The 16,143-nt window shown below is 73.9% G+C and carries 17 protein-coding genes; 14 read left to right on the forward strand and 3 right to left on the reverse strand.

The features are described from left to right. Positions 1-97 precede the first annotated feature (97 nt). From QSJ97_RS19635 to QSJ97_RS19645, 3 genes are all read left to right on the forward strand, one after another. Entirely contained in the window at positions 98-388 is a 291-nt protein-coding gene (locus QSJ97_RS19635) for an accessory factor UbiK family protein (RefSeq protein ID WP_285673829.1), read from the forward strand. A gap of 94 nt (positions 389-482) precedes the next feature. After that, positions 483-1,193: an RNA methyltransferase gene (locus QSJ97_RS19640; protein WP_434220942.1), complete on the forward strand. Its 711-nt coding sequence runs from the start codon at positions 483-485 to the stop codon at positions 1,191-1,193. Positions 1,194-1,432: 239 nt separating this feature from the next. After that, positions 1,433-2,566, forward strand: coding sequence for a COX15/CtaA family protein (locus QSJ97_RS19645; protein WP_285673831.1), 1,134 nt, complete (start codon positions 1,433-1,435; stop codon positions 2,564-2,566). A 234-nt stretch (positions 2,567-2,800) separates the two neighbouring features. On the opposite strand, the gene QSJ97_RS19650 is transcribed toward QSJ97_RS19645, so the two are convergent. Continuing rightward, complete coding sequence (locus QSJ97_RS19650) at positions 2,801-3,592, reverse strand: enoyl-CoA hydratase (protein ID WP_285673833.1); 792 nt, start codon at positions 3,590-3,592, stop codon at positions 2,801-2,803. Between the two features lie 149 nt (positions 3,593-3,741). Here QSJ97_RS19650 and QSJ97_RS19655 point away from each other — a divergent pair, with 149 nt between their 5' ends. The 5 genes from QSJ97_RS19655 to rpsI all read left to right on the forward strand — a co-directional run bounded on the left by QSJ97_RS19655 (position 3,742) and on the right by rpsI (position 9,412). Continuing rightward, positions 3,742-4,398: a histidine phosphatase family protein gene (locus tag QSJ97_RS19655; RefSeq protein WP_285673835.1), complete on the forward strand. Its 657-nt coding sequence runs from the start codon at positions 3,742-3,744 to the stop codon at positions 4,396-4,398. Then, positions 4,395-4,832: a PaaI family thioesterase gene (locus QSJ97_RS19660; RefSeq protein WP_285673836.1), complete on the forward strand. Its 438-nt coding sequence runs from the start codon at positions 4,395-4,397 to the stop codon at positions 4,830-4,832. Before QSJ97_RS19655 ends, QSJ97_RS19660 begins: the two co-directional genes overlap by 4 nt. 2,717 nt (positions 4,833-7,549) lie before the next feature. Then, the gene (locus QSJ97_RS19665; RefSeq protein ID WP_285673837.1) at positions 7,550-8,260 is read left to right on the forward strand and encodes a DUF2459 domain-containing protein; all 711 of its coding nucleotides are present in this window, start codon (positions 7,550-7,552) and stop codon (positions 8,258-8,260) included. 175 nt (positions 8,261-8,435) lie between these two features. Beyond that, complete coding sequence (gene rplM, locus QSJ97_RS19670) at positions 8,436-8,906, forward strand: 50S ribosomal protein L13 (protein WP_285673838.1); 471 nt, start codon at positions 8,436-8,438, stop codon at positions 8,904-8,906. After that, entirely contained in the window at positions 8,906-9,412 is a 507-nt protein-coding gene (rpsI, locus tag QSJ97_RS19675; protein WP_285673839.1) for a 30S ribosomal protein S9, read from the forward strand. Before rplM ends, rpsI begins: the two co-directional genes overlap by 1 nt. Before the next feature lie 44 nt (positions 9,413-9,456). Here the strand turns inward: rpsI and QSJ97_RS19680 are convergent, their stop codons facing one another. Beyond that, positions 9,457-9,921 (reverse strand): ricin-type beta-trefoil lectin domain protein, encoded by a 465-nt coding sequence (locus tag QSJ97_RS19680; RefSeq protein ID WP_285673840.1) that lies wholly within the window; start codon positions 9,919-9,921, stop codon positions 9,457-9,459. A gap of 291 nt (positions 9,922-10,212) precedes the next feature. Here QSJ97_RS19680 and QSJ97_RS19685 point away from each other — a divergent pair, with 291 nt between their 5' ends. Together QSJ97_RS19685 and QSJ97_RS19690 are read left to right on the forward strand one after the other, a co-directional pair. Beyond that, positions 10,213-11,088 carry a lysophospholipid acyltransferase family protein gene (locus QSJ97_RS19685; RefSeq protein WP_285673841.1) on the forward strand — a complete coding sequence of 292 codons (876 nt, stop codon included), beginning with the start codon at positions 10,213-10,215 and terminating at the stop codon, positions 11,086-11,088. Positions 11,089-11,092: 4 nt separating this feature from the next. Further along, a complete protein-coding gene (locus QSJ97_RS19690) occupies positions 11,093-11,914 on the forward strand; it encodes a glutamate racemase (RefSeq protein WP_285673842.1) in 822 nt (273 codons plus the stop codon). Positions 11,915-11,916: 2 nt separating this feature from the next. Here QSJ97_RS19690 and QSJ97_RS19695 read toward each other — a convergent pair whose 3' ends face one another. Beyond that, complete coding sequence (locus tag QSJ97_RS19695) at positions 11,917-12,720, reverse strand: hypothetical protein (protein ID WP_285673843.1); 804 nt, start codon at positions 12,718-12,720, stop codon at positions 11,917-11,919. Between the two features lie 124 nt (positions 12,721-12,844). On the opposite strand from QSJ97_RS19695, the gene argC reads away from it, so the two are divergent. The 4 genes from argC to QSJ97_RS19715 are packed head-to-tail and all read left to right on the forward strand — an operon-like array spanning position 12,845 to position 16,142. Continuing rightward, the gene (gene argC, locus QSJ97_RS19700) at positions 12,845-13,867 is read left to right on the forward strand and encodes an N-acetyl-gamma-glutamyl-phosphate reductase (protein ID WP_285673844.1); all 1,023 of its coding nucleotides are present in this window, start codon (positions 12,845-12,847) and stop codon (positions 13,865-13,867) included. Further along, a complete protein-coding gene (locus tag QSJ97_RS19705; protein WP_285673846.1) occupies positions 13,864-14,787 on the forward strand; it encodes a YihY/virulence factor BrkB family protein in 924 nt (307 codons plus the stop codon). Before argC ends, QSJ97_RS19705 begins: the two co-directional genes overlap by 4 nt. A 12-nt stretch (positions 14,788-14,799) precedes the next feature. Beyond that, positions 14,800-15,258: a cytochrome c maturation protein CcmE gene (gene ccmE / locus QSJ97_RS19710; RefSeq protein ID WP_285673847.1), complete on the forward strand. Its 459-nt coding sequence runs from the start codon at positions 14,800-14,802 to the stop codon at positions 15,256-15,258. Then, complete coding sequence (locus QSJ97_RS19715; RefSeq protein WP_285673848.1) at positions 15,255-16,142, forward strand: PhzF family phenazine biosynthesis protein; 888 nt, start codon at positions 15,255-15,257, stop codon at positions 16,140-16,142. Before ccmE ends, QSJ97_RS19715 begins: the two co-directional genes overlap by 4 nt. Position 16,143 lies beyond the last annotated feature (1 nt).

Consider the following 16,143-nt stretch of genomic DNA (forward strand, 5'->3'; position numbering starts at 1 on the left):
GTGGCGGCGCGACCGGCCTGGCGGGGCGAAAGCGGCGGCCCGGCTTGCCTGCGGCGGGGCCGGGCGGTATCCCCGGGGAGTAGCCAGGGAGGAGCCCATGCAGACCCGAGGCGGGATGTTCGACGATCTCAGCAAGCTGATGACCAATGCCGCCGGCGTGGCGCAGGGGATGCGGGCCGAGGCCGAGACCGCGATCCGTGCCCAGCTCGAGCGCTGGATCGGCGAGGCCAACCTCGTCAGCCGCGACGAGTTCGACGCGGTGCGCGAGATGGCGGTGAAGGCGCGCGAGGAGAACGAGCGCCTCGCGGCGCGCCTCGCCGAGCTGGAGGCGAAGCTGGCCGGTGCGGCGGCGAAGCCGGCGAAGGCGCCGCGGCAGGCGAAGGACTGAGCCGGCAGTGGCCGGGACGGATGCCGCGGCCCGCGCGGCCGCCGAGGCCGAGGCGCTGCGCCCCGGGCCGGTGACGGTGCTGGTGGCGCCGCAGATGGGCGAGAACATCGGCGCCGCGGCGCGGGCGATGTGGAATTTCGGGCTGTCGCGGCTGCGCCTGGTGGCGCCGCGCGACGGCTGGCCCAACCCGGCCGCGGTGGCGATGGCCTCGGGCGCCGGGCGGGTGCTCGACGATGCCCGCGTGTTCGACGACACCGAGGCGGCGATCGCGGATCTGACCACCGTCTATGCCACCACGGTGCGCCCGCGCGAGCTGACCAAGCGGGTGCTGACGCCGGAGGCGGCGATGCGCGAGGCCGCCGCCCGGATCGCCGGCGGCGAGCGGGTCGGCGTGCTCTATGGCCGCGAGCGGACCGGGCTCGAGAACGAGGACGTGGTGCGCGCCTCGGCGATCGTCACGGTGCCGGTGAACCCCGGTTTCGGCTCGCTCAACCTCGCGCAATGCGTGCTGCTGATGGCCTATGAGTGGCGCCGCACCCATGACGCGACGCCGCCGGAGCTGCTCGCCACCGGGCGCTCGGAGGTGGCGGCGGCCGAGGATGTGGCGCGGATGGTGGCGCATCTCACCGGCGAGCTCGACCGGGCCGGCTTCTTCTGGCCGGAGCACAAGCGGCCCTCGATGGTTGCCAATCTCGAGAACCTGTTCCGCCGGGCGCCGCTGACCGACCAGGACGTGCGCACGCTGCGCGGGGTGATCCGGGCGCTGGCCGAGGGGCCGCGGGAGCGCAGTCGTCCCGAGGGCTGAGCGGCAGGGCCGCCGCCTCCCCCACCCCTGCTACGGCGCGGCGGCTGCACGGGCAGCGCGGCCCACCCACGGGAGGCGGCGGGGCTGCGCCCCTTGCCGGCGGTGCGCCCGAGGCCCGGCCGTAGCCCGGCCAAGGCGAGCGCGATCCCTGGCAGCGCCCCGGCGCGGCGTCCCGCCGCCCTTGCCGCCGCGGCGTGCAGGGGCTACCTCCGGCGCGAAACGGTGAGGAGCCAGCCCCGATGAGCAAGCGCGCGATCTTCGAGGAGACCGCAGGCCAACCCGATGGCGAGTCCGCCCCGGCCGGCGGCCGCACGCCGCCCCGGCAGGCGCCGGAGGCGCGCGGGGCCATCGCGCTCTGGCTCTGGGCGCTGGCAGCGCTGGTGGCGGTGATGGTGCTGGTCGGCGGGCTGACGCGGCTGACCGACAGCGGCCTCTCGATCACCGAATGGGACCCGGTGATGGGGGCGGTGCCGCCGCTCTCCGCCGCGGACTGGGAGGCGGCCTTTGGCGCCTACCGGGAGACCGCCGAGTTCCAGCAGCAGAACCACTGGATGACGCTGGAGCAGTTCAGGCCGATCTACTGGTGGGAATGGGGGCATCGCCAGCTCGGCCGGGTGATCGGGCTGGTCTGGGCCGCCGGCTTCCTCTGGTTCCTGGCGCGGCGGGCGATCCCGAAGGGCTGGACCGGGCGGCTGCTGCTGCCGGGGGCGCTGGGCGGGCTGCAGGGCGCGGTCGGCTGGTGGATGGTGGCCTCGGGGCTCGACCGGCTGGATGTCGCCTCCTACCGGCTGGCGACGCATCTCGGCCTCGCCTTCGTGATCTTCATGCTGCTCATCTGGTATGCGCAGCGGGTCCGGCTGGCGCCGGTGGCGCTGCTGCAGGCGCGGCGGGCGCGGCCGGCGGGCCTCGGCGGCTGGACCGGCCTGCTGGCGGCGGCGCTGCTGCTGCAGATCCTCGTCGGCGCGCTGGTCGCCGGGATCGATGCCGGGCGCGGCTTCGTCGATTGGCCGCTGATGCAGGGGCGGTTCTTCCCCGAGGGCGCGCTGGCGCTGGAGCCCTGGTGGCGCAACCTCTTCGAGAGCCCGGGGCTGGTGCAGTTCGTGCACCGGATGCTGGGCTATGCGGTGCTGGCGCTGACGCTGGCGGTGGCCTGGCGGCTCGGCAGGGCCGGGCTGGTGGCGCTGAAGGCGCGGGCGCAGTGGCTCGCCGCGGCGATGGCGGCGCAGGTGGTGATCGGCATCGTCACGGTGATGCATGCCTCGCCGCTGGAGATCGCGATCTTCCACCAGGCCGGGGCGCTGGTCGCGGTGTTCCTGCTGATGCGGGCGCGCTTCGCGGCGCTCTACCCGGCGGCGCAGCGGCTCACCGCCTGAGGGCGCCGCGCCCTGCGGCGGTTCCGGCGGCAGGTTCGGGCGGAGGTTCGATGGGGAGATCCGGTCGGCAGGTTCGGTCAGGAGATCCGGTCGGCAGGTCCGGCTGCCGGGTTCGTCGGGTAGGTTCGGTGGGCAGGTCCGGCCGGCAGGTTCCCGCGAACATCGGTTCGCACGGCGGCGGCGGTTGCGGCCGAACCGCCATGGCGGGCCCAAGGGGCGCGCTTCGCGGCGGGGTCAGGCCTGCCAGTCCGGCGCGCGCTTCTCGAGGAAGGCGCGGACCCCCTCCGCGGTCTCCGGCTCGAGCATGTTCTCGGCGATCGCCCGGCCGGTGAGCGCATAGGCCTCGTCGGTGGTCATCTCGATCTGCTCGTGGAAGGCGCGCTTGCCGATGCGCACCGCGACGGCGAGCTTCGCCGCCACCCGGCCGGCCAGCGCCATCGCCTCCTCGCCGAGCCGGTCGTCCGGCACCGCGCGGTTCGCCAGCCCCTGCTCGACGGCCTGCGCCGCGTCGAGGAAATCCCCGGTGACCAGCAGCTCGAAGGCCTTCTTGCGCCCGAGATTGCGGCTGAGCGCGACCATCGGCGTCGAGCAGAAGAGCCCGATGTTCACGCCGTTGACGCCGAAGCGGGCGGTCTCGGCCGCCACCGCCATGTCGCAGGTCGCGACCAGCTGGCAGCCGGCCGCGGCGGCGATGCCGTGGACCTCGGCGATCACCGGCTGCGGCAGCATGCGGATCCGGCGCATCACCCCCGAGCAGGTCTCGAACAGCGCCAGATAGGCCGCCCGCCCGCCATCCGCGGCGGCGCGGGCCGCCTCCATCTCGCGCAGGTCGTGCCCGGCGCAGAAGGCGCGGCCGGCGCCGCGGATCACCACGGCGCGGATCTCCGGGCTGGCCGCCAGCCGGTCGAGCTCCGCCCCGAGCGCCGCCAGCATCGCGTCGGAGAGCGCGTTCAGCGCCTCCGGCCGGTTGAGGGTGAGCCGCGCGACGCGGCCGATATCCTCCCGCAGCACCAGTGTCCCGCCCATGCCGGCCTCCTCTCGCCACGGCCCGGCCTCCGGGCCCCTGCGCTTGCAATCGGGCCGCCGCCGGTCCATCACCGACGGCGCGATCGCGCCTCCCTCTCCTGCGGCAAGACGGCGGGCGTTGCAATTCCCTCGTCGCCGCCGGAGCCGCCATGGATGCCAGCCGTCCCGAGATCCCCGAGGCTTGTCCCCCGGCGCTCCGGGCGGTGCGCTTTGCGCATCCGTTCTGGTTCCTGCGGCACGGCGAGACCGTCTACAACCGCGACCGGCGCCTGCAGGGCCAGCGCGACACCGCGCTGAGCCCGCTCGGCCGGCGCCAGGCCGAGGCGGCGGCCGAGACGCTCGCCGGCGCGCCGATCCGGCGCATCGTCGCGAGCCCGCTGCAACGCGCGCGAATCACCGCCGAGACGGTGGCGGCGCGGCACAGGCTCGGCGTGGAGACCGACGCTGCGCTGATGGAGTGCCATCTCGGCATCCACGAGGGCGAGGCCTATCCGCCCTGGATGCCGGACTACTGGCAGGGCCGCTTCGCGCCCGAGGGCGGCGAGAGCTTCGCGGCCTTCCGCGACCGGGTCTGGCCGGCGATGGCGCGGGCCGCCGCCGCGCCCGGCACGCTGATCGTGGTGCATGGCGGGCTCTGGTATGCGGCGCGCTCGCTGGTGCGCATGGTGCCGGACATCGCCAGCATGCCCAACTGCCTGCCGCTGCGGGTGCGGCCCGAGGGCGCGGCCTGGCAGGTCGAGCGGCTGGGCAGCGCGGCGGAGGCCACCACGCAGGATTTCGGCCCGGCGGCGGAGCGCGGCGCATGAGCCCGCGGCAGCCGGTGCTCGATGTCGCGGCGCTCACCGCCTTCCTCGCGGAGGTCTTCCCGCAGGTGCGCGGCGAGGCGGTGATCGAGGCGGTGGGCCCCTGCACCGCGCGGCTGCGCCTCGCGGTCGCCGACCGTCACCTGCGCCCGGGCGGCACCGTCTCCGGCCCGACGATGTTCATGCTGGCGGATCTCGCCTTCTATGTCGCGGTGCTGGCGATGATCGGCCGCGAGCCGCTGACGGTGACCACCAATCTCTCGATCAACTTCCTGCGCAAGCCGCCGCTGGCCGACCTGATCGGCGAGGCCCGCATCCTCAAGCTCGGCCGCAGCCTCGCGGTCGGCGACGTGACGCTGACCTCGGTCGAGGACCCCCGCCCGGTGGCGCATGCGAGCTGCACCTACGCGATCCCGCCGGGGCCGCGCACGGGCTGAGCCGGCGGCCGGCCGCCCCCCGCAGCCCCCCGCGGGCCGTGCGGCGCGCCTCCCCCGGGTCGGGGCGCGGCCCTGTTGCCAGACCGCCGGCCGGCTGGCACACGCCCCGTCCCCGTCCCCGTCCCCGTCCCCGTCCCCGTCTCCGTCCCCGTCCCCGTCCCGGCGGCAGCCCCCGCTGGCGCCGCACCGCTGGCCGCAATGCCCCCGCAGCGCAAACGGCAACAAAGGCCCAAGGGGAAGCCATGCCGAACACGCGGCATGCCCCCAGCGCCGCGCCCGTGCAGACCTCTGCCGGCGCCACCGCTCCCCCACCGCTCCCGGCGCGCCCGAGGAGCTGAAGCCATGCGACCACCACCACCAGGCCCTTGCCACCCGGATCGGCGCAGGCTCGAGCAGGCCTCCAGCGGCGCGCCTTCCTCGTACGCTGGCCCGCAGGAGCCGTGGGGCGGGTAGCCAGGCCGCCGGCCGGGTGGCACCCGCCCCTGTCCCCGGCGCTGACGGCGGCGCCTGATCGCAGGGCGCCGTTGGCCGCGATGTCCCCGAGGTGCAGCCGGCTGCACAGGCCCACGGGGAGACCGCGCCGATCAAGCGGCATGCCGGCGGCGCCGCGCCCGTGCTGACCCCTGCCGGCTTGCCCGCTCCCTCGCCGCTCCTGGCACGCCCTTAGGGCCGAAGGCGGTCGGCCTCCACCACCAAGCCCTTGCCGCCCAGAACGGCGGGGGCTCGAGCTGGCCTCCAGCGGCGCGCCTTCCCTGGACGCGGGCTCGTGGGTGCCGCGGGCGGACAACCAAGCCGCCGGCCGGGCAACACACACCCCTGTTCCCCGCGCTGGCGGCGGCGCCCGCTCGCGAGGGGTCACTGGCCGCGATGCCCCTCGCGGCGCAAAGCGGCGGCAGGGGCCCAAGGGGAGGCCGCGCCGATCACGCGGCATGCCGGCAGCGCCGCGCCCGTGCTGACCCCTGCCGGCTTGCCCGCTCCCTCGCCGATCCCGGCACGTCCGAGGGGCCGAAGGCGGGCGGCCTCCGTCGCGGCGCCCTTGCGGCATTGCTCGAAGGCAGGCTCAAGATGGCCTCTAGCGGCATGCCTTCCCTGGACGCTGGCTCGCATGAGACGTGGACGGGTAGCTTGGCGGCCGGGTCCCCTGTCACCCGCGCCGCCGGCGGCGTCCGCTGGCACCACCCCGTGGGCCGCAATGCATCCCGCGGCGCTGGTAGCGGCACAGGCACACGGGGTGGCCGCGCCGATCTAGGGGCGTGCCGGCAGCGCCGCGCCCGTGCTGACCCCTGCGGGCTTGCCCGCTCGCTCGCCGTTCCCGGCAGGCCCGAGGGGACGAAGGCGGGCGGCCCCCACCACCACACCCATGAGGCGCAGATCAACACAGGCTCGGGCTGGCCTCCTGCGGCGCGCCTTCCCTGGACGCGGGTTGGTGGGTGCCGTGGGCGGATAACCAGGCCGCCGGCCGGGTCGCACATGCCCCTGTCTCCCGCGCTGGCGCCGCCGCGCGCTGGCGGGGCGTCACTGGCCGTGATGCCCCCGCGACGAAAAGCGGCGGCACGGGCCCAAGGGGAGGCCGCATCGATCACGCGGCATGCTGGCGGCGCTGCGCCCGTGCTGACCCCTGCCGGCTCGACCGCTCCCTCGCCGCTCCCGGTACGCCCGAGGGGCCGAAACGGGGGGCTTCACCACCACGCCCTTGCGGCGCTGTTCGAATGCGGGCGCGAGCGGCGCCATGCGATCGACCGGCCGTGCGCCGGGATCGAATGCGCGGCGCTGGCCGTCGGGCCGGCGGGCGATCGCGGCATTGGCCTTCGGAACCGCCTTGCCGCTTGACGCGGCGGATGGTGTGCGCGTCGCTGCGGCCATCCCGGAGGATGCCCGGTTTGACCCGATGGACCGTTCCGCGATGCGCGCGGCCGGCACCTGCGGCCGGGTGCTTGGCTGTGCCGGTTGGCGCGCCTTGGTTCGTCCGGTCGGGGCGGCGAGGTGCAAGGCGGACGCCATCTCCGCTGGCGCGCTCGCCCGCCCGGGCGAAGCGGTCTGCGGCGGAGCTGCGGCGCTGGGCGCTGCCGCCGCGGCGGGGCGGCACGCCGACCCGTGGCCTCGCGTGCCGTGGGCAGCTGGTCCGGCGTGCCGACCGCGCCCGGCGTGGCGGCGCCCGGATCGAAGGGGCGCTTCGCGGGCGGGTGGCGGCGCGATGCTGGGCGGGTGGTCGCCAGTGCGGTCCCTCTCGATCCCGGCGGCCTCGCGGAGATCGAGAAGGGCCGGGCCACGCGGCTTGAGACCAGCCGATTCGCGTGGTGGCCGGCCGGCGGCACGAGACCGTCCGGCGGGGGCCGCCGGCGCGCTCCGGATGCGGCGGCGCTTTGCCGGGCGCTTCGCGGGCCGCTGCTGGTGCGTCTCCTGGCCAATGCGTTCGCCTGCGGATCGGCGATCTGCGGGGGGGCGAAGGATGCCGGGAGCCTCGCCCCTCACCCGCTCGCGCTCGTTGGCGCCCGGCCGGGCGCGTGCATCGTCATTGCCCTCCGGCACGGCGCGGCGGTTGGCGGCCGTGCCGGGCGCTGCGCCGGGACGCGACCGCCAGCCATGCGGTGACGCGCAGCGGCGGGCACGGCTTCCGGGCCTCCGCCCGGAGACCGGCCGCGCTGCCGCCGCGCCCGGCCGCCGCTTCCGCTTGACAGGCGGCGCCGCGCGGCGGCCACTGCCCTGGCGGAGGGGCCATGGCGGCAGCAGGGCGGAGATGGCTGAGGCGCGGCGCGGCGCTGCTCGTGCTTGTGGCGGCCGCGGCCTGGGGCTCGCTCGCCCCGCGCGACCCGGCGGGCTTCCCGGCCGCGGGCGGACCGGTGGCCGTGCGGGTGCTCGACCATGGCTGGCATGCCGGGCTGGTGATGGCGACGGCGGATCTGCGCGCCGCCGCCGTCCGCCTCGCCCGCGCCCGGCCGGACCTGGCGGACCGGCTGCGCCGTCTCGCCGGCGCCTGGCCCCGGGCGCAGGCGCTGGAGATCGGCTGGGGGGATGCCGCCTTCTACCGCGCGACACCGGCGCTCGGCGACCTGCAGCCCGGGCTCGCGCTCCGCGCCGCGCTCTGGCCCACGCCCTCGGTGCTGCAGGCGGTGCCGGTCCGGCTGCCGGCGGAGGCTGCCTTTCCGCGGACGCCGGGGATCACGCTCCGGCTCTCGGAAGCCGGCTTCGCGCGGCTCGCCGCCCGCCTCGCCGAAACGCTGGCGACGGGCCCCGATGGCGGCCTCCGCCCGCTCGGCCCGAGCCTCTACGGCCAGGGCGCCTTCCTCGCGGCGGTGCCGTCCTATCACGGGCTGCGCACCTGCAATCACTGGGTCTCCGGCCTGCTGCGCGCCGGCGGGGTGCCGAGCTCATGGGCATTCAGCGCCACGAGCGCCGGGCTGATGGCGGAGCTGCGCTGGCGGCTGTAGCGCCCCGGGTGGTTGGGGTAACAGTTTACCACACGCACAACTCCCCCTGAAAACAGGCGAAATTTCGCCGGCTGCGGCTTGACATGGCGCGGGCGCTCGGGCAAACACCGCGCCAATCTGCGCGGCTGCCCTTGCGGCGTCGCCGAAGGATTCGCAAGCCAAACGGATGCACCGCATGAAAACCTATTCCGCAAAACCGGCGGATATCGAGAAGAAATGGCTGGTCATCGACGCCGAAGGCGTCGTGCTCGGCCGGCTCGCCTCGATCGTCGCCAACCGCCTGCGCGGCAAGCACAAGGCCACCTTCACCCCGCATATGGACATGGGCGACAACGTCATCGTCATCAATGCGGACAAGGTGCGCCTCACCGGCAACAAGCACCGCGACAAGACCTATTACTGGCACACCGGCTATCCGGGCGGCATCAAGAGCCGCACCGCCGGCCAGCTGCTCGAGGGCCGCTTCCCCGAGCGCGTCGTCACCAAGGCGGTGCAGCGCATGATGCCGGGCGGCCCGCTGTCGCGCCGCCAGCTCACCAATCTCCGGGTCTATGCCGGCGCCGAGCACCCGCATGGCGCGCAGAACCCCGAGACGCTCGACGTGGCGGGCATGAACGCCAAGAACGCTAGAGGAGCTGCCCGCTGATGGCCGAAGAGATCAGGTCCCTCGACCAGCTGAAGGATGCCGTCGCCGCCGCCCCCGCACCCGAGGGCGAGACGCCGGAGACCGAGACCGTGGTGCCGCGCGAGCCGATCCGCGACGCCCTCGGCCGCGCCTATGCCACCGGCAAGCGGAAGGACGCGGTCGCCCGCGTCTGGGTCAAGCCGGGCTCGGGCCGCGTCATCGTCAACGGCAAGGACATGGCGCAGTATTTCGCCCGCCCGGTGCTGCAGATGGTGATCGGGCAGGCCTTCCAGGTCGCCAACGTGTCCGGCCAGTTCGACGTGATGGCCACCGTCAAGGGCGGCGGCCTCTCGGGCCAGGCCGGCGCGGTCAAGCACGGCATCTCCAAGGCGCTGAGCAACTACGACCCGATGCTCCGCCCGGCGCTGAAGGCCGCCGGCTTCCTGACCCGCGACGCCCGCGTCGTCGAGCGGAAGAAATACGGCAAGCGCAAGGCTCGCCGCAGCTTCCAGTTCTCGAAGCGCTGATACCGATCTGCCGGGGGAGGGGCTGCCCGCCCCCGGCGCCCGTTTCAGTCGGTGCTCCAGACCTGGTCTGCGGTGCCGGCGCAGGGCGCGGCGATCACGTTCACCCCGTCGCCGATGCGCTCGCCCCGGTCCGGTGTCAGGCACCAGGACCGGTCGTTCACATGGACCGAGATCTCGTCGTCGTCCCAGGACCAGGACTGGTTTGCCCCGCCATGGCAGTCCGGCCAGAGCATGACGTTGTAGCCGGCGCCGCTGCGCTCGGCGAAATCGACATCGAGGCAGGCCGTGACCTCGGCGAAGCTCACCGAGATGACCGCGCCGTCATGGCTCCAGAGATCCGAGGCGTCGCAGCCGTTGCTGGTGACGACGTTGCGCCCCTCGCCGCCCTCGCCGGCGCCCTCGGCCATGTCGACGGCGAGACAGCCGGCGCCATCGGCGGAGAAGATGGTGAAGGCGGACGCGGGGCCCGCGGCGAGTACCAGGATGGCGGCGACAACGGCGACACGCATGGCGAACCTCTCTCATGCATTGCGAAACGAACGGATCGAACCGTCTGACAATGGCACGCATGAAGGGTCCGGTCGAGTGATGGTGTCGCCGCGTCGGCGCTGCCCGGCGGCGCCGGCCGACTGCGGCATTCCGGCCGCGTGGCTGCGGCAATCCTGCATCGCGGGCGGCTTGGCGCGCGCCCGCTGCGACACCATATTGGCCGCGGACAGGCCGGCCGCCCCGACCCGCCGATTGCGCCTGTCACCGAACGGTCGTATCAAGAGAGACGGGGCACCAACAGGACGGGACGCATGCAGCAGTCCATAGCCGCGAGCAAGGCGGGGCCGAAGGAAATCAGCTATTCCTTCTCGGCACGGTCCCGTGCGGGCCGCACCTTCATCCGCTCGATCGAGAACGTGACCGGCCGGCCGCGCCTGCTGCGCATGGCCGATGGCTACGAACGCGAGGTCGAGGCGGGCCGCAACTTCTGGGAGGTGATGCAGGAGCGCTACGGCATCAGCCTCGACTTCGTGAATGGCGGGCTGGAGAACATCCCCCGCGAGGGCCCGCTGGTGGTGGTGGCGAACCACCCCTACGGCATCCTCGACGGGCTCGCCATCGGCCGGATCCTGCAGATCACCCGCGGCGACTTCAAGATAATCGCCAACACGGTGTTCAAGAAGTCGAAGGAGCTCGACAGGTCGATCCTGCCGATCGACTTCGCCGAGACCAAGGAGGCGCAGCGCCTGAACATCGCCACCCGCAAGGAGGCGCTGTCCTATCTCGCCGATGGCGGCGCGGTGGCGATCTTCCCCGGCGGCACGGTCTCCACCGCCGCGCGCCCCTTCGCCCGGGCGATGGACCCGCCCTGGAAGCCCTTCACCGCGCGGATGATCGCCAAGAGCCAGGCCACGGTGGTGCCGGTCTATTTCGAGGGCTCGAACAGCCGGCTGTTCCAGGTCGCCAGCCATCTGCACTACACGCTGCGCATGGCGCTGCTGATCAGCGAGTTCGAGATGCGCGTCGGCGGGCCGATCCGGGTGCGCATCGGCAAGCCGCTGCCGCGGGCCGAGATCAAGGCGCGGGCCAGCGATGCACGGGCGCTGATGGACTATCTGCGCGAGCGCACCTACCGGCTCAGCCCGAAACCGATCCGCGACGTGCCCTACGGGCTCTATCTCGGCTGACGGCATGGCCATCGGGGTATTCGATTCGGGGCTCGGCGGGCTCACCGTGCTCCGGACCATCCGGGCGCGGCTGCCGTGGTACGACTACGTGTTCTACGGCGACAACCTGCGCGCGCCCTATGGCCCGCGCGAGCCCGAGGAGATCTATGCGCTGACCCGCGACGCGGTGGCGCGGCTCTTTGCCGAGGGCTGCGGGCTGGTGATCCTGGCCTGCAACACCGCCTCCGCCATCGCGCTGCGCCGGCTGCAGGACGAATGGCTGCCGCAGCACGCGCCGGAGCGGCGGGTGCTCGGCGTCTTCGTGCCGGTGATCGAGGCGGTCACCGGGCGGCCCTGGGGCTATACCGGGCCGCCGCTGCCGGCGCTGCTGGGGCGGGTGGCGCTGTTCGCGACGCGGGCCACGGTGGCGTCCGGCGCCTTCCGCCGCGAGCTGGCCTTCCGCGCCACCGGGCTCGAGGTCGAGCAGGAGGCCTGCCCCGGCCTCGTGGACGCGCTGGAGCGGGCCGATCTCAAGGGCGCCGAGGCGATCGCGCGGGCCCATGCGGCGGCGCTGCTGCAGCGGATGCCGAACCCGCAGGCCGCGCTGCTCGGCTGCACGCATTACCCCATCGTCGAGCACGCCTTCCGGGCGATGCTGCCGGCCGGGACCGAGATCCTCTCGCAGCCGCGGATCGTGGCCGAGAGCCTCGCCGACTACCTGCGCCGCCATCCCCGCTTCGGCCCCGGCAGCGGCGAGATCCGGATGCTGACCTCGGGCGATCCCGGCGCGGTGGCGACCGGCGCGCTGCTGCCGCTCGGCCAGCCGGCGGAGTTCCGCACCGCCTGAGCTCAGCCCGCCGGCGGCGGCCAGGGGCGGTTGTCGCGGATGCTCCCGGCCAGCCGGTCCCCCTCCCAGGCGCTGACCGCGGGATTGCCGGGATGGATGCGCAGCGCCACCGGCCCGCCGGGGGCATGGGCCGAGAGCCGGCCGAGCGGATGGCCGCGGCTGCTGCCCGCGCGCGGGGTGCCGTCCGGCCCCGTCCAGGCATAGTCGATGGCATAGAGCGACACCCCGTTGACCACGAGGCCGAGGCTGCGCAGGCCGCGCACCTGGCCGGTCACCGGCTGCCCCTCGGCCAGCAGCCGGCGCAGCCGCAGCAGCCGCGCCCGGGTGCGCCAGAGCAGCCAGAGCCCGGCGCCGCCGAGCGCGAGCGCCGCGGCCAGCAGCCAGCCGGCGCCCTCCGGCTCAACCGCGCGCCAGGCCCGGTGGGTGTCGGGGTCGGCGCGCAGATACTCCACCGCCACCGGGCCGCCGATGGAGAGCTCGGCGAAGAGCGCCTCCGGGATCTCGGAGCGGCCCTCGCGCGGCACGCCGTCGGCGGCGTGGAACTGGTAGACGACCCAGGCCTCCCCGGCCGCCTCGCCGCGGCGTTCCAGCCCCAGCACCTCGCCGGAGACCGCGCTGCCCCCGGCCTCGAACCGCGCGCTCTCGCCCGAGCCGAGCGCGCCGAGCCCGATCGCCGTAACCGCGCCGAAGGCGCCGAACAGCGCCAGCACCAGCCCGAGAATGCCGAAGCCGCTGGACAGCACGGCCCGGGTCACCCCCGGCATCGCCGCGCTTTCCGGCCCCGATCCGCCGAACGATCCCGCCATCGCCGCGCCCTCCGTTGCACCCCGCGCAACATAGCATGGACCGCCGCCGGCCCGCGCGGCGATTGCGGCAGGCCCCGCCGGCGCGCTATGGGAGGCGGGCAACCCCCAGCGGAAAGGCATGCCGATGCACAAGGTCGCCATCTTCGGGGCGAGCGGCTACACGGGCGCCGAGCTCGTGCGGCTGATCGCCACCCATCCCGAGCTCGAGATCGCGGCGCTCGCGGCCGACCGACGTGCCGGCTCCGAGATGGCCGAGGTGTTCCCGCATCTGCGCCATCTCGCGCTGCCCCGGCTCGCCCGGATCGAGGAGATCGACCTCGGCGAGATCGACCTGGTGTTCTGCGCCCTGCCCCATGCGACCACGCAGGAGGTGGTGGCGGCGCTGCCGGCCGGGATGCGGGTCTGCGACCTCTCGGCGGATTTCCGGCTCGAGGATCCCGAGGTCTATGCGCACTGGTACGGCCGCCCGCACCAGGCGCCGGCGCTGCAGGCCGAGGCGGTCTACGGCCTGCCCGAGTTCTACCGCGAGCGCATCCGCACCGCGCGCATCGTCGCCTCGACCGGGTGCAACGCGGCGACCGGGATCTTCGCCATGCGCCCGCTGATCGAGGCCGGCGTGGTCGATCCGGACGAGATCGTCATCGACCTCAAGACCGGGGTCTCCGGCGCCGGGCGCAGCGCCAAGGAGGCGATGCTGCATGCCGAGGTCTCCGAGGGCTTCCACGCCTACAACATCGGGCGGCACCGGCATCTGGCGGAGTTCGACCAGGAGTTCGCCAAGGCCGCCGGCCGGCCGGTCTCGGTGCGCTTCACCGCGCATCTGCTGCCGCAGAACCGGGGCATCCTGGCGACCTGCTACGTCAAGGGCGATCCGCAGGCGATCCATGCCGCGCTGGCCGAGCGCTATGCCGCGGAGCCCTTCCTGCAGGTGCTGCCGTTCGGCCAGACGCCGCATACCCGGCACGTCCGCGGCTCGAACTTCGTGCATCTCGGGGTGTCGGACGAGCGCCAGCCGGGGCGGGCGACGGTGGTCGCGGTGCTCGACAACCTCGTGAAGGGCGCTTCCGGCATGGGGGTGCAGAACGCCAACCTCATGCTCGGGCTCGATGAGACGGCGGGGCTGATGCTGGCGCCGGTCTTCCCTTGATCGGGGGCTGGGCGAGGGGCCGGTTCTGGCCCTTCGTCAAGGCCGTGTTCTGGCGCTATAACGACGACCAGGGCTCGGTGCTGGCGGGCTACATCGCCTATGCCGCGATGCTCTCGCTGCTGCCCTTCCTGGTCTTCGCCACGGCGCTGGCCGGCTTCGTGGTGGGGCCGGAGAACAGCTCGCAGGCGCTTGACATGATCTTCGTCGGCGCCCCGGAGCACGTGAAGCAGACGCTGGAGCCGGTGGTGCTCGACGTGCTGAGCCACCGCCGCAGCGGGGTGCTGACGGCCTCGGCGCTGGGCTCGGTCTGGATGGCCTCGAACGGCATCGAGGCGCTGCGCGTCGGGCTCGACCATGCCTATGACGTCAGCCGCGCCCGGCACATCGCGATCAACCGGCTCTATGCCATCGTGCTGGTGATCCTCGGCTATGTCGTCTTCGTGGTGCTCGGCCTGCTGCTGGTGCTGGCGCCGCTGATCTTCCGCATCTTCGAGGCCTTCGTCGGCATCGACATCCCGGCCTCGGCCGACCTGGTCCGCTTCGGCATCGGGCTGGCGATCCTCTGGCTGACGCTCTGGGTGCTGCACCGCACCCTGCCCTCGCGGCCGATGCAGGACATCGTGCTCTGGCCGGGGATCCTGACCAGCGTGGTGCTGATGGTGCTGATGGCGACCGGGCTCTCGGTCTATCTCGCCTTCGCGCCCTCCTACACGCTCACCTACGGCACGCTGGCCGGGGTGATCCTCACGCTGTTGTTCTTCTATCTTGCCGGGGCTGCGACTATCCTCGGCGCCCAGGTCAACGCGGTGGTGAATGCCGGGCGGCTCGGCAGCCGCGCTGCGACAACCGCACCCGGTGTCCGGGCGCCGAAATTGTCCCACATCCGTGGGAAGAGCGACCGCAGGGATCGCGAGGGCTGAGAGGAGCGCATCATGGCCAGCCGGAAGAAGATACAGCGGATCCGCATGCTGGCCTTCGGCTTCGTCGCGCTGGTCGGCGCGGTGGTGCTGGTGGCGCTGACCTTCGACGACACCATCGCCTTCTTCAAGTCGCCCTCCGAGATCGTCGCCGCGCCGCCGCCGCCGGAGCAGCTCCTGCGCATCGGCGGGCTGGTGGCCGAGGGCTCGCTGGTGCGCGGCGAGGGCGAGACGGTGTCCTTCGACGTGACCGACGGCGCCGCCACCGTGCGGGTGAGCTTCACCGGCGTGCTGCCGGATCTCTTCCGCGAGGGCCAGGGCGTGATCGCCGAGGGCCGGATGCAGGGCGGCACCTTCGCGGCGCAGGAGGTGCTCGCCAAGCACGACGAGAACTACATCCCCCGCGAGGTCGCCGATGCGCTGAAGGAGCAGGGCCACTGGCAGGAAGACGCGGGCACCGGGGGCGGCTCGTGAGCGCGCACCGCTTCGCCTGGGCCGATGCCTTCGCCGACCGGGCGATGGCCGGCAATCCCTGCGCTGTGGTGTTCGACGCCGATGCGGTGAGCAGGGAGACCCGGATCGCCCTGGTGCGGGAGACCGGGCTCTCCGAATGCGCCTATCTGCAGGCCAGCGCGGTGGCGGATTTCGGCGTGCGCTACTACACCGCCAAGGACGAGATACGGTTTGCCGGGCATCCGACCATTGCCACCTGCACGGTGCTCGAGGATGCCGGGCTGCTGGCGGGGCGGGCGCGCTTCACCCTCGAGGTCGGCTCCGGCGTGATCCCGATCGAGATCGACCGCGCCGGCGCCCGCCCGGTCTTCACCATGACCCAGGCGGCGCCGGTATTCGGCGAGAGCTTCGCGCCGGGCGCGGTGGCGGCGATCTACGGGCTCGAGGCGGCGGATATCGTCGGCCGGCCGCAGATCGTCTCGACCGGCACCGCCTTCGTGGTGACGCTGCTCACCGGGCATGACGCGCTCCGCCGCGCGGCGCTCGACCCGGCGCGGCTGGCGGGGTTCATGGCCGGGGTCGATCACCCGGAAGCCTGGAAGATGGAGCCCTTCCTCGTCACCCGCACGGGCGCGACATCGGCGGGAGACACCTTCGCGCGCCTGCTGCTGCCGCCGCCGATGCCGCCGGAGGACCCCTTCACCGGCTCGGCCACCGGCTGCATGGCGGCCTGGCTCTGGCACCACGGGCTGATCGAGGCGCCGCGCTTCACCGCCGAGCAGGGCCACTGGATGGGCCGGCCCGGGCAGGCGGCGGTCGAGGTGCTGGGCCCGCCCGAGGCGATCGGCGGCGTCCGGCTCGGCGGCACCGGCGTGGTGCTGATGCGCGGCGAGGTGGCGCTGTGAG

The sequence above is a fragment of the Paralimibaculum aggregatum genome (genome assembly GCF_030270585.1).
GTDB lineage: Bacteria > Pseudomonadota > Alphaproteobacteria > Rhodobacterales > Rhodobacteraceae > Thermohalobaculum > Thermohalobaculum aggregatum.

Coding starts and splice junctions, on each gene's coding strand:
- QSJ97_RS19635 (WP_285673829.1), top strand. CDS start 98: ATGCAGACCCGAGGCGGGATGTTCGACGATCTCAGCAAGCTGATGACC.
- QSJ97_RS19640 (WP_434220942.1), top strand. CDS start 483: ATGGGCGAGAACATCGGCGCCGCGGCGCGGGCGATGTGGAATTTCGGG.
- QSJ97_RS19645 (WP_285673831.1), top strand. CDS start 1,433: ATGAGCAAGCGCGCGATCTTCGAGGAGACCGCAGGCCAACCCGATGGC.
- QSJ97_RS19650 (WP_285673833.1), bottom strand. CDS start 3,592: ATGGGCGGGACACTGGTGCTGCGGGAGGATATCGGCCGCGTCGCGCGG.
- QSJ97_RS19655 (WP_285673835.1), top strand. CDS start 3,742: ATGGATGCCAGCCGTCCCGAGATCCCCGAGGCTTGTCCCCCGGCGCTC.
- QSJ97_RS19660 (WP_285673836.1), top strand. CDS start 4,395: ATGAGCCCGCGGCAGCCGGTGCTCGATGTCGCGGCGCTCACCGCCTTC.
- QSJ97_RS19665 (WP_285673837.1), top strand. CDS start 7,550: ATGGCGGCAGCAGGGCGGAGATGGCTGAGGCGCGGCGCGGCGCTGCTC.
- rplM (WP_285673838.1), top strand. CDS start 8,436: ATGAAAACCTATTCCGCAAAACCGGCGGATATCGAGAAGAAATGGCTG.
- rpsI (WP_285673839.1), top strand. CDS start 8,906: ATGGCCGAAGAGATCAGGTCCCTCGACCAGCTGAAGGATGCCGTCGCC.
- QSJ97_RS19680 (WP_285673840.1), bottom strand. CDS start 9,921: ATGCGTGTCGCCGTTGTCGCCGCCATCCTGGTACTCGCCGCGGGCCCC.
- QSJ97_RS19685 (WP_285673841.1), top strand. CDS start 10,213: ATGCAGCAGTCCATAGCCGCGAGCAAGGCGGGGCCGAAGGAAATCAGC.
- QSJ97_RS19690 (WP_285673842.1), top strand. CDS start 11,093: ATGGCCATCGGGGTATTCGATTCGGGGCTCGGCGGGCTCACCGTGCTC.
- QSJ97_RS19695 (WP_285673843.1), bottom strand. CDS start 12,720: ATGGCGGGATCGTTCGGCGGATCGGGGCCGGAAAGCGCGGCGATGCCG.
- argC (WP_285673844.1), top strand. CDS start 12,845: ATGCACAAGGTCGCCATCTTCGGGGCGAGCGGCTACACGGGCGCCGAG.
- ccmE (WP_285673847.1), top strand. CDS start 14,800: ATGGCCAGCCGGAAGAAGATACAGCGGATCCGCATGCTGGCCTTCGGC.